Below are 11,855 nucleotides of genomic sequence, written 5' to 3' on the forward strand. Positions count from 1 at the left end.
TTAGACATGTTCAGTAGTGCTCGCGTCGAGCAAGATACTCTTTGGAGAGTTGAGCCAAGTCTGTGACGCCTAGCAAGCCCATATCCCGATCCACTTCGTCCATAATGAGTTGAAGCGCATGAGCGACGCCAGCGTGTCCGGCAATGGTGGCCGCATAATTAAATGGCCGTCCAATCAAGACACCCTTAGCACCCAGCGCGATGGCTTTGAGTACATCTGTCCCCCGTCGAACACCGCTGTCGAGCAGTATCTCCATTCCTTGAGTGGCAGCGGCAATCTCCGGTAATACATCTAAGGGAGCGATACTGCCATCCAGCTGCCGCCCACCGTGGTTGGACAGAATAATGCCATCAGCCCCGATTTGTTGTGCTTTCAGGGCATCCTCAACATTTAGAATACCCTTGATTACCATCTCGCCTCGCCATTGTTTACGAATTTGAATCATGTGATCCCAGGTTAAATGGCCGCGGTCAGAAAAGTCCCTTAATACATTACGAGACATAATGGGGGCACCACGTGTGGCGTAATTGTTCTCAAAATGCGGCATGCCATGACGTATTAAGGTTTGAAAAAAAGTGTTAATCAACCAACGAGGGTGGGTAATACCTTGCCAAGCTAAAGATAGAGACGGGCGCAGAGGTGTGGAAAAGCCTGAACGAATATTATTTTCGCGATTGGCGGCGACGGGCATATCCACGGTAATCACCAGTGTTTTAACCTTGGCCTGTGCGACGCGTTGAATTAAGGCATCAATCTGTTCTTGGCTGCCGGGCAAATAGGCTTGGAACCATGTTCCAGGCGCTGCTTCCATGACTTCTTCAAGACGGATAAGTGAGGACCCACTCATGATGCAGAGCGCGCCAGCTGCCTTAGCCGCTTCAGCAAGGACAACATCGCCTCGATAGCTGGTTAAGGCAGCAATACCCATAGGTGCAATTCCGACAGGTGTCGTGTAGCGCGTGCCAAACAACTCCATTGACGTGTCACGTTTAGACACATCGACTAAAAACCGTGGCTTGAAGGAATATTGTGTAAACGAATGGCGATTGGCATGTAAGGATTGATTATCCTCAACGGCTCCAGACACGTATCCATAAAGTGGCTTTGGAAGTTGGCGCTTAGCGGCAGATTCAAAATCTTGCAGTGATAAAAAATCGTGTAAGGAACGAGGCATGCCTGAATCTCCAAAACATTCTGAATAATAAGTGTTGCTGGAAATTATCCACCCACAACAAGAGCATCAGTCTACGAAAACTAGAATTTTTTAAAAAGCGAATAATATTGATGCTATTATTTCGATTTTATTCAACAGTGAAAGGTGTATATGACGTTTAAACAGTTGGAAGCTTTTTATTGGGCGGCGTCTTGTAACAACTTCGCCGTGGCTGCAAAACGGTTGAATATATCTGTGTCGTCCTTATCAAAGCGAATTTCTGAGCTAGAAGGGCTGCTAAACGCTGAGTTGTTTTCCCGCTCGGCACGCCATGCGGTGATGACCCCCTTTGGTGAGGAGCTATTGCCCTATGCGCTTAATGTTTTGCGCAGTGCAGACCAGTTCCAACAACACGCTAACAAAAACCTGACTTTATCTGGTCGTTGTCGCTTTGGTGTCGGTGAGTTGACGTCTTTAACCTGGCTACCAAAGATGATTGCTACTATTCATCAGCGTCACCCTGATCTTCGTGTTGAAACCACGGTTGCGGTTGGGCAGCAACTTGAGCAAGGACTCGAGGCGGGGGAGTTGGATTTTGCGATCATTGCCGGCCCTTCAACGCGAAGTGTCATTGCCTCTTATATTATAGGTGAGGCAAATTTCGAGTGGGTGATGGCCGCAACACGGAAAGATCAGGAGAGTGAGATGCGTCCTGAGTCTTTAGTGAGTGAGCGCTTAGTAACCTTACCGAGAGGAGCAGGGACAGTGCGCATTTTAGATGACTGGTTAACGCAATATCAAGTGACACCAGCCCAACATCTTTTTTGTGAAAATTTAGGTGCTTTAGCCGGTATGATACAACAAGGATTGGCCATTGGATTTTTACCTTCCGCTTGGGCTGAGTCTTTGATTCGGCGTGGCGATTTGATCAGACTGCAGAGTTTTCCAAAATTAAGACCCTTATCCTATGCGTTTCAATGGCGGCGAGATGACTCGCGTCTATTGATCCAGCAATTACGGGCGATTGCACAGGAAAGTATTAATTTTGATCGATCTGTGTGTTGGGGACGCTAAATTTTTTCACTAGGAAAATAAGATAAAAAAGGCAGTGAATACAGTATTGCTGTTGTGCCAAGACTTGCTTTACCTGTAAATGAAAGCAATATGCTTACGTTTCGATATATTACTGATTTACCTTTAAAGAGAGTCATTGGCGTTGTCAAAAGAACGTCAACAAGTGTAGCCCCCTCTGCAGATTTATTTATAAATATGTTGCTTGATAAATGGATAACTTAAAACATATGAGGCAAGCCCCCAATTACTTGCCTCACAAATTCAAAAAATTCAATTAGCCTTCAAACCAGCTTTCTTGGTCGATAAAGGCGGCGAGTTCCAGCTCTTCTCGTCGTTTTTCAATGGCTCGACGTGCCTCCAATAAGCGTTTAGAAGCAAGCTTCTTACGCATGTTCGTTTGCTCAACATCGTACCCAATCAGCAGGTCGAACACTTCCGTTTGAATTGGCGATAGATCCTGTTCACTACGTATCAGCATAATGACCACTCCGATCTGAATTATCAGACTCACGGGCTTCGGCCTAGGATGCCTCGCCCGGCTCCAAAGGTTGTCACAGATCAATTATTAACCGATTTTAGGGTGGATATCAATTGCAAAAGGTTAATTTTTGATCTACGGACTGATCATATAGAGGGAAAATGACAGAATAATGACGTTTTATGGCTTAATCTGTTAAATCGTTTTGACGACGTGTCGGCAGGAGACGATCATTCTGCCGTAAACTACGCAAGCTTCGCTTGATGGTCTTCAAATGGTCGAACAAGCTAGGGCCCAGTTTCATCGCCACGCCCACGGCTAAAATATCAATGACGACCAAATGAACCACACGTGATGACATTAAGGTGCTGAGATCCTTATCTTCTTCGACGTCCACGTGGATTGGAATCGTGGCCAGCTCAGCTAAGGGGGTGGTGCCTGGGCACAGTGTAATCACTGTTGCACCAGTCTCTCTGACTAACTTCACCGTATGCAGCAAATCTTTGGTGCGGCCAGTTTGTGAAATCGCCACGACGACATCGCCTTGTCGCAGTGTCACCGCTGAAATGGTTTGCATATGTGGATCGGAGTAGGCGGCAGCAGAGACCATCAGTCGATAAAACTTATGCTGGGCATCCGAGCAAACGGGTGCTGATGCACCAAATCCATAGAACTCGACGCGATTGGCTTTGGCGAGTGCATCGATGGCTTCTTCTAGGGTTTCTGGATCAAGCTGTTCACGAATGTTAATCAGGTTGCCAATCATCGAGTCGAAAATCTTTTGTTTGAACTCGATAACGGTATCTTTGGTGTCTAACGAGAATTTTTCAAAGCTGGTGTTGCTCGCCAACCCTTGCGCTAACGTCAGTTTAAAGTCTTGGAACCCATCATAGTTTAGTGCCCGACAAAAACGGACAACGGTGGGTTCGCTCACGTTGGCTTCAGAAGCTAAATCCACAATTCGCATATGAATGACGTCATTGGGGTTTGCTAACACGTAGTCAGCCACTTTTTGCTCAGATTTACGCAGTTTTTCACGCGACTCTGCAATCGATTTAAGAAGATTGAAGGGGTTCAACTCTGGTACCTGTCGGAGCAATTGGTTTCAAGGCTTTAGTATAGCAATGAAAGTTGGCTTGAACGAAGCGTTTTACACAGTAGTCTGTATTTGTTTGCGACAAATACGTGAAAAAAGCCATTCATGCTACAGATCCGAGACTCAAGCACGTACAATAGACCCAACACCAGCCAATTATGCGGAGCGCTCAATGGGCGATAGTCAAACTCTCATCAAGCAATTGAATCAGCTAAAACCTTGGCAGCTGACCGCTGTGTCGGCCGCCTTTACTGAACGCATGTTGCCCAACTTCATGCTTTTCTCCAAATTATTGAATTTTGGTGATACCGCTAAGGTTCGCACCGTCATGGATGGCGTTTGGCAGCACTTATCCGGTGGCGCCAAAATGAACTTTGAAGTTCAACTGGATCATATTGATAGCAACATTCCATCCTTGGATGAGTTTGATATGTATGGTGCCATGCCAGCTCATGATGCAGTTGTGGCATTGTACTCAACCCTGACCTGCATATTGGAAGAAGATGCGTCCGAAGTGCTGAGTGTGATTAGCCTATCGCATGAGTCAGTCGCGACCTTTATCGAAGTGAATCAAGCGGACACTCAGATGTCAGATGTCGATCTGATGCGCTTTATTTCAACGCATGAACTCATGCAAGACGAAGATGCCTTTACAGAAGAGGTGTTCGAGCGCATTTTGAGCCAAGAGCATCCTGATAAAGCCTTTATTCAAAGTCTTCGGACACTGGCAGAAAATCAGGGTATTAGTAACATTGGTATTAGTGATAGCGAGTAATGCTTAGAATTGGTTTGTGTCTGCTGATTATTCCAGGTCTTGTTCTGCTGTTTATATTTTTTCGTGAGCTGATGTGGGTCGACGATTGTCTGGCTAGTGGTGGCTCTTGGAATTACATTAAAGCAGTCTGTGACTCGTCGCAACAACATCCCTTTGTGCCATTGATGACGCGCAAGCCTTTGCTGGTCAATGGTGGTATGTTGCTGTCTTGTTTGGGTTTGCTGATCACCATCGCAGGCCTGTATCGTCGTCGGTCTTAAAGCGAGCTTTTCATGCGTCGTAAAATTTTTCTGTTCAGTATTGTTCTTCTACTTGTTATAGGATTCCTAGCTTGGCAGCAGTCGCCACAGTGGTTGGAGTCCTTTAATGAAACACGAGCAGAAGAGACCAAGGAATATCGAGCGAAGGGCTTGGCACTCGGAGAAGTATCGGATCAAGACACCTGTGTTAGCCGTGTATTAAGCGACTATGCAAGCTGCACAGACTCTGCCTACGCGTGCACAGTTAACCAAGGTATTCAGCTAAAAGCCTGTTTAGAAACCGCCCAACCGAGCGAAAACTTCTGTACAGGAGTACCTGAATTCAATGAAAAAGCCACGGAAGAAGAGAAAAATTGGGCGCGTTACGGCTGTTGGGATGCTGAGATAGCAGGCGAAGGCTGCAGATTGCTGTTGCGTCAAAAACAACAGTTCTGCAGCCAATAGGGTTTTATTCCGAAACGCTGAGTATAATCTTACCAACAGTTTTGCCCGTCGCACTCAACTTGTGAGCCGCGACGGCTTCTGGCAAAGTGAAGATCTTGGCCAGCTGTAAGCTGAGCTTACCCTGCGCCACTAAATCGGCAAGGGATGCCAGTTGTTGGGCGTTAGGTACTACGCGAATCAGTTCAACGGTGACATCCGTGCCTTCTGCCGCGGCGGCAACCTGAGCCGCTGTTACAGAGGGTAGGGTGACCATGCGTCCACCTGGCTTAAGCGCGATGAGGGCATTAATGGCGGTATCACCCCCTACGCCGTCAATAATTAAATCAAATTGGTCTGCGTAATCCCGCATATCAGCACGCGTGTAGTCAATTGCCTCTTGGCAACCCAAGCTTGTAAGGAACTTGATATTGGCGGTTGAACAGGTCGCACTGACGTCAGCCTCATGAATGGCCGCTATTTGAACCGCTAAATGGCCCACTCCTCCAGCGCCAGCGAGGACCAACACTTTTTGCCCGGTCTTCAGCTCGCCTTTGTCGAATAAGGCTTGCCATGCCGTTAAGCCTGCTAAGCCCAAGCCTCCTGCCGTTAAGGCATCCAGCCCTTCTGGACGAAGCGTGATTTGGTCAGCGGGGGCTGTCAAATACTCAGCGTAGGTGTTGGCTGGAGTAGGAAAATGAATAAAACCTAAAACCGCATCGCCCACGTTAAACGCTTCAACCCCTTCACCACAGGCTTCGATGATACCGCTGAACTCCCATCCAGGAATAAAAGGAAATTGTTCAATGAAGCCAGAAGCACCGCCACCTGAACAGGTTTTCCAATCGATAGGATTGACGCCAGCGGCTTGATTTCGAATCAAAACTTCACCCGGTCCTGCTTGGGGGCGCTCGGTTTCTTCATAGACTAGATTGTCAGGCTCAAATGCATGAACACGGATTGCAAACATCAGGTGTACTCCACAGATATTGGCTAAAAACTCTCCACTGACTCAGTGGTGACTGATGTTATTATCTACTTCAGGCTCTTCAATTTCTACGTCGGTGAGCATATCAACCGGGAAATGGCAGATAAACTCACTGCCCACACCCAGTTTGCTTTTGATTTCAAGTTTGGCACCATGCCGAGCCAAGACATGTTTGACGATGGATAAACCCAGTCCAGTGCCTCCGGTTTCTGATGATCGCCCTTCATCAACGCGGTAAAAGCGTTCGGTGAGTCGGGGGAGATGGAAGGACTCAATGCCCGGGCCGTTGTCCTTAACGCTTAAGTGTCCACCATTGGTGTCCACAGACCAAGTAATGTGGAGACGACTTTCGGGAGGAGTGTAGCGAACGGCATTAAAAATGAGATTTGAAAATGCGCTTTGCAATTCTGTCTCTTGACCTAATATGTCCATATTCGAGTTCAATTGCAGATGAATGCGATGTGATTTCTCGCCGCTGAGTAGGTTAGCATCACGAACAATTCGCTTAAGTAAGTAGGGAAGGTTGACCGGATATTCATCACTGACATGCTGGCTTGATTCTAATCGAGACAGCAACAACAGATCTTTCACCAAGGTTTCCATACGTTGCGTTTGACCGCTCATTTGCAGCAGTGCTCGTTTAATGCCCGCTGGGAAGTCTTGATCAATGAAAGTTTCTAGGTAACCGCGTAAAACTGTTAAGGGTGTTCTTAGCTCATGAGATGCATTGGCGACAAACAACTGTCGGGTTTGCTCGAGCCGCTTTAATTGGCTGATGTCCCTTGCTACCAATAAACGATCACCATCACCAAAACGGGTAATGCTGTATTGTAAGGTCACTTGGGGATGTAAGGGAGACGCGAGTTCCAGTGGTTCGGTGTAGTGCTCTTTTTTAAAGAAGCGAACAAAGCGCGGGTCTCTTAAAATGTTGATAAGCGATTTGTGTCGATCTGCTTTAAAACTCAAACCAAGCAAGGTCTCTGCAGATCGGTTCCACCATTCCAAGTGGCCCTTTTTATCGATAATCACCACAGCGTCTTCTAAGGCTGCAGAGGACTGTTGAAAACGAAGAATAATGCTTCTGAGGTTTTTTTCTTTGTCACGGTGGCGTCTTTGTAAACGATAGAGGCCGTCCAGCAGATCACCCCATGCACCAGTCGCTTGTGGCGGTTCGGAGAGATCTTCTTTACTCAGCCACTCCATTACCCGGACAAAATGAGAAATCTGGTAAGCACTCCATGCTAGTAGCGCAATCACAAGGCACACAAAAAAATAGCCAAGTAGAAGGCCAACAACCGCACCGACCGCAATAAACGACAGCAGGCTGTATATTAATAGATATCGCGATCTATACATCTACTCGTCCTTCTTGACCTTAAGATGCTTGAGACGAAAAACGATAGCCTGTACCACGGACGGTTTGAATCAAGTAATCATGGCGCTCGCCGAGTGCTTTTCTGAGTCTACGAATATGTACATCTACAGTACGCTCTTCCACATATACATTACCACCCCATACCATGTCTAATAGCTGCCCACGCGAATAGGCTCGGTCTTGGTGTGTCATGAAAAATTGTAACAGTCGAAACTCAGTCGGACCAAGTTCCAATGGAGTAGAGTCGGACAATACACGATGAGATACAGGATCGAGAGTTAAGTCATCTACCGTTACGGGCTCTTCAATGCCTTTTGGCGTTGTACGACGTAAAACAGTTTTAAGGCGAGCAACTAATTCTCTGGGTGAGAAGGGCTTGGTGATGTAATCGTCCACGCCGACTTCTAAGCCTAACACTTTATTGTCTTCTTCGGCTTTTGCGGTCAGCATAATGATTGGGATTTCCGCAGTCACTTCGTCGCGACGTAAGCGGCGAGCAAACTCAATGCCACTCATGCCCGGCATCATCCAATCCAGCAGAACCATATCGGGTTGTTGATCCAAAATAGCACCATGGGCTTGCTGAGCATTTTCAGCTTCAATGCATTCGTAGCCCGCCATTTCGAGAGCGACTGCGATCATCTCTCTGATGGGTGCTTCATCATCAACAATCAATATACGTTTTGCTAGCGACATGGTTGAGCCTCAATTCAGATAATCTACCACGTCTATTACAAGACGTTTCTGTTACAGATATATGACAATCCAAGCCATTATGCAAAATAGATATTAATTCTTATGCGGCATAATGCAAAACAATACCGATAAGCACGGATAACTCAGCTAAATGATTATTCAAAAAGGCTTTAAAGCAAGGATCACGCTCTCGATGTCGTATCAAGCGGTACTGGTAAACGAAAAAGAAAGCAGCACCAATCAAGCCAGAATAATACCATCCACTCATCGAAAGCTCAGTTCCGATAAACACTAAGAGCGCTAAAGCAGAGATTTGAAGCAGAGCAATGATGAGGACATCGCGCTGGCCAAATAAAATTGCAGTGGATTTAACGCCTATTTTAAGGTCATCGTCACGATCAACCATGGCGTATTGGGTGTCATACGCAACGGTCCACAGTACCTTCGCTAGATAGAGAAGCAGTGCAATCAGCGGTAGGCTTTCGGTGACGGCCGTAAACGCCATGGGGATCGCCCAACCAAATGCAGCCCCTAATACCACTTGTGGCAAATGAGTGTAGCGCTTCATAAAAGGATAGGTGAACGCAAGTGCGATACCCACCACCGACATTAAAATCGTCATGGTATTGGTAAAGAGCACGAGAAAAAATGAAATCAGCATTAAGCAAATAAACAGATAAATGGCTTCTTTTTCAGAGACTTCACCCGTCGCTAACGGACGGTTGGCGGTGCGTTTAACATGACCATCGATATGGCGGTCCGCATAGTCGTTGATAACACAGCCAGCAGATCGGGTCAAAAATACACCCAGAATAAAAATAATCAGGAGGTGGGGAGCCGGAACACCTTCGGATGCGATCCATAATGCCCAAAGCGTGGGCCATAACAACAGCCAAGTGCCTATGGGCCGATCTGCACGCATTAAACGGATATAAACGGAAACTTTATTTGCAAAATTCATGACTCAGCTCCTTTTAGAGGCGCTATTGTACGCCTTAAGGCGCTGAGTCAAAATAAAGTCTTACTTTTTCGTACAAATTCCCAGGATTGGGTAGAGTGGACAATAGCCGACGAGTCCAGTCAGTAAAGGCACAATTCCAATCCAACCCCAGACAGGTAGGGCGCCAAACAAAGTCGCAAGGATCAAGGCTGCGCCAATCACAATTCGTAAGATACGATCAATTCCGCCGACGTTCAGTTTCATGATATAACTCCTTTATCTAAATTAGGCTTTATTGTAATAGATAAGTGTTGGAATAGAAACTGAGTTATTGACCGCTATGAAGGATGAGAAATCTGCGCCATGGGAGGTAAGAATATTTCTGTGACGAGCAGCGGCTGTTGCTTTATCCAAAAAATTGATCGACGGCTGGGGTAGTTTTGATGCTTGGCCGAGAGTTGACACACCTCTAGAGCGCCGCGCCTTATACCCGGATCGGTAAACAGCAGCGTTCCAAGTGAGCGGTTGCCCAGCTGCTCAAGACTTTGATGGCAGTGCTTGAGGGTCGATAAGGGCACAACTGAACGCGCGTACACCCACGCCTGATGCTTGCCTAATAGCTCTACTTCTCTGATGAGAACTTTTTGTTGAGGCGATATCTTTAACGTGAGTGCTTCATCGTAGGTCGGATACGACTTCGTTTGCGCGATGAGCCTGACTGAAAATCGATTGTCGCTAGCACGAATCAATGCCTCAGTTAACGAGCCACGATCACAGAGCCATTTGCGCCAATGCGAGGTTAAAAAAGGACGGTCATTGGCGTTTAACCAATGCCGTCTTCTAAAAGTATGATTCAATTGACTGTAGGTTTCCACGGTATTCTACTGCTTAAGAGAGTCAACCGTGAGTGTACCATTTTACCGTCAAAAATTACTCGCTTTGATAGCTGTCCGATTCGTCCTCAGGAGAAGAGTCGTGTATGGCTTCTTTAATTTCACGCAAGCTTTTATGGCGCACGTCTTCACCACTCACTTGATAGATGAGATGAATCGCGATACTACGTGCATGGTCACCGATACGTTCTAAACTTCTAAGTATCCACATGACGTTCAAAACCACTGTAATAGAACGTGGGTCTTCCATCATATAGGTAACGAGAGAGCGTATAGCTGAGCGATACTCTTGATCAACCTCACGGTCGCGCTTGGCAACCTTGTAGGCCATCTCTAAGTCTCCACGAGAGAAAGCCGTCAGTACATCGCGGACCATCTCGATAACCAAGTTACCAATATGTCGAACTTCTTGGTAGCCGATTTGAGGTTGTCTTGAAGGCTGATTTGCAATTTCAATGGCATGCTTAGAAATGCGTCCTGATTCATCACCAATACGCTCAAGATCAGACGCCACTCGGCTGATTGCGATGATAAGCCGCAAATCACTGGCAGCGGGTTGGCGCAGGGCTATAATCTTCGTGCACTGCTGATCAATATCCATTTCCATTTGGTTCGCGAGCTTATCTCGTTCGCGGGTTTTTTCAGCCAACTCAACATTGCCATTGATCAAGGCATCGATAGCGTCACTAACTTGGCGCTCTACCATACCGCCCATGCTCAGCATTTGGGTACGAATTTGTTCAAGTTCAATATTGAACTGATTGGAAATATGTTTCGAAAAATTGTCATTTACCGATGGCATGGCCACAATCCTCTTCGCGTTAATAAGGGCATAGAATCAAGACCCTGACTAGCCATAACGGCCTGTAATGTAGTCTTCAGTTTGTTGTTTTGCTGGTTTGGTGAAGAGCGTGTCGGTGTCGCCAAACTCGATTAGATCACCCATGTACATGAATGCAGTATAGTCGGAAACACGTGCGGCTTGTTGCATATTATGGGTAACAATGACAATGGTGTACTCGTTTTTCAACTCGTTGATCAACTCTTCAATTTTCAAGGTTGAAATTGGATCGAGTGCGGATGCCGGCTCATCAAGGAGAATGACTTCAGGCTCAATGGCAACGGCACGTGCAATGACTAAACGCTGTTGTTGTCCGCCTGACATACCAAAGGCATTATCTTCTAATCGATCCTTCACTTCATCCCATAGAGCAGCGGCTCGTAGCGAGCGTTCAACCACTTCATCAAGAACGCGTTTAGAGTTAACGCCTTGTAAACGTAAACCATAAGCCACATTTTCATAAATGGACTTTGGGAAAGGGTTTGGCTTTTGGAACACCATACCGACATTACGACGTAACTCGGCAACGTCTACTTTGCGATCGTAAATATTGTGACCATCAAGAACGATTTCACCTTCGATACGACAAATATCAACCAAATCATTCATGCGGTTGAAGCAACGTAATAGCGTGGACTTGCCACAGCCAGATGGGCCGATGAAAGCTGTTACACGCTTCTCAGGAATCGTGAGGTTGATATTCTTGAGCGCTTGATCTGATCCGTAATAAAGGTTCAGGTTGTTGACCGCAATTTTAATTTTCTCATCCTGCATGCGCAGAGCTTCTCTAGGAGCACCACCGCGTGCTTGGCTAGCAGAAACGGCAATGCTTGGTGTGTCGTTGACTTGTGAATTCATAACGTTTC

15 protein-coding genes are annotated in these 11,855 nt (G+C 46.5%); 4 read left to right on the forward strand and 11 right to left on the reverse strand.

The window, feature by feature from the left end; all coding sequences use genetic code 11:
- Window positions 1-10 precede the first annotated feature (10 nt).
- Complete coding sequence (locus DN062_RS09870) at window positions 11-1,174, reverse strand: alpha-hydroxy acid oxidase (RefSeq protein WP_112159163.1); 1,164 nt, start codon at window positions 1,172-1,174, stop codon at window positions 11-13.
- A gap of 150 nt (window positions 1,175-1,324) precedes the next feature.
- Between DN062_RS09870 and DN062_RS09875 the strand changes: the two genes are divergently transcribed.
- Window positions 1,325-2,227: a LysR family transcriptional regulator gene (locus tag DN062_RS09875; protein WP_112159164.1), complete on the forward strand. Its 903-nt coding sequence runs from the start codon at window positions 1,325-1,327 to the stop codon at window positions 2,225-2,227.
- A 274-nt stretch (window positions 2,228-2,501) separates the two neighbouring features.
- Here the strand turns inward: DN062_RS09875 and DN062_RS09880 are convergent, their stop codons facing one another.
- Complete coding sequence (locus DN062_RS09880) at window positions 2,502-2,705, reverse strand: PA3496 family putative envelope integrity protein (RefSeq protein WP_036513451.1); 204 nt, start codon at window positions 2,703-2,705, stop codon at window positions 2,502-2,504.
- Window positions 2,706-2,892: 187 nt separating this feature from the next.
- Complete coding sequence (gene hexR, locus DN062_RS09885) at window positions 2,893-3,783, reverse strand: transcriptional regulator HexR (RefSeq protein ID WP_036513452.1); 891 nt, start codon at window positions 3,781-3,783, stop codon at window positions 2,893-2,895.
- Between the two features lie 190 nt (window positions 3,784-3,973).
- Between hexR and DN062_RS09890 the strand changes: the two genes are divergently transcribed.
- From DN062_RS09890 to DN062_RS09900, 3 genes are read left to right on the forward strand one after another with little or no spacing between them, the layout of a single operon-like run.
- Entirely contained in the window at window positions 3,974-4,576 is a 603-nt protein-coding gene (locus tag DN062_RS09890) for a YjaG family protein (RefSeq protein WP_112159247.1), read from the forward strand.
- The gene (locus DN062_RS09895) at window positions 4,576-4,836 is read left to right on the forward strand and encodes a hypothetical protein (RefSeq protein ID WP_112159165.1); all 261 of its coding nucleotides are present in this window, start codon (window positions 4,576-4,578) and stop codon (window positions 4,834-4,836) included. The genes DN062_RS09890 and DN062_RS09895 overlap by 1 nt, the downstream gene beginning before the upstream one ends.
- Before the next feature lie 12 nt (window positions 4,837-4,848).
- Complete coding sequence (locus DN062_RS09900) at window positions 4,849-5,280, forward strand: hypothetical protein (protein ID WP_112159166.1); 432 nt, start codon at window positions 4,849-4,851, stop codon at window positions 5,278-5,280.
- A 4-nt stretch (window positions 5,281-5,284) separates the two neighbouring features.
- Here the strand turns inward: DN062_RS09900 and DN062_RS09905 are convergent, their stop codons facing one another.
- The 8 genes from DN062_RS09905 to pstB all read right to left on the reverse strand — a co-directional run bounded on the left by DN062_RS09905 (window position 5,285) and on the right by pstB (window position 11,847).
- Window positions 5,285-6,226 (reverse strand): NADP-dependent oxidoreductase, encoded by a 942-nt coding sequence (locus DN062_RS09905; protein ID WP_112159167.1) that lies wholly within the window; start codon window positions 6,224-6,226, stop codon window positions 5,285-5,287.
- A 42-nt stretch (window positions 6,227-6,268) separates the two neighbouring features.
- The gene (phoR, locus tag DN062_RS09910) at window positions 6,269-7,600 is read right to left on the reverse strand and encodes a phosphate regulon sensor histidine kinase PhoR (protein WP_112159168.1); all 1,332 of its coding nucleotides are present in this window, start codon (window positions 7,598-7,600) and stop codon (window positions 6,269-6,271) included.
- A gap of 19 nt (window positions 7,601-7,619) precedes the next feature.
- Window positions 7,620-8,315, reverse strand: coding sequence for a phosphate regulon transcriptional regulator PhoB (phoB, locus tag DN062_RS09915; protein ID WP_112159169.1), 696 nt, complete (start codon window positions 8,313-8,315; stop codon window positions 7,620-7,622).
- 100 nt (window positions 8,316-8,415) lie between these two features.
- Window positions 8,416-9,276, reverse strand: coding sequence for a 4-hydroxybenzoate octaprenyltransferase (ubiA, locus tag DN062_RS09920; protein WP_112159170.1), 861 nt, complete (start codon window positions 9,274-9,276; stop codon window positions 8,416-8,418).
- Window positions 9,277-9,336: 60 nt separating this feature from the next.
- A complete protein-coding gene (locus DN062_RS09925; protein WP_112159171.1) occupies window positions 9,337-9,519 on the reverse strand; it encodes a YgaP family membrane protein in 183 nt (60 codons plus the stop codon).
- A gap of 74 nt (window positions 9,520-9,593) precedes the next feature.
- Entirely contained in the window at window positions 9,594-10,130 is a 537-nt protein-coding gene (locus DN062_RS09930) for a chorismate--pyruvate lyase family protein (RefSeq protein WP_112159172.1), read from the reverse strand.
- A gap of 55 nt (window positions 10,131-10,185) precedes the next feature.
- Complete coding sequence (gene phoU / locus DN062_RS09935; protein ID WP_112159173.1) at window positions 10,186-10,950, reverse strand: phosphate signaling complex protein PhoU; 765 nt, start codon at window positions 10,948-10,950, stop codon at window positions 10,186-10,188.
- A 48-nt stretch (window positions 10,951-10,998) separates the two neighbouring features.
- The gene (pstB, locus tag DN062_RS09940) at window positions 10,999-11,847 is read right to left on the reverse strand and encodes a phosphate ABC transporter ATP-binding protein PstB (RefSeq protein ID WP_112159174.1); all 849 of its coding nucleotides are present in this window, start codon (window positions 11,845-11,847) and stop codon (window positions 10,999-11,001) included.
- Between the last annotated feature and the right edge of the window lie 8 nt (window positions 11,848-11,855).

Source organism: Nitrincola tibetensis, assembly GCF_003284585.1.
Classification (GTDB): Bacteria; Pseudomonadota; Gammaproteobacteria; order Pseudomonadales; family Balneatricaceae; genus Nitrincola; species Nitrincola tibetensis.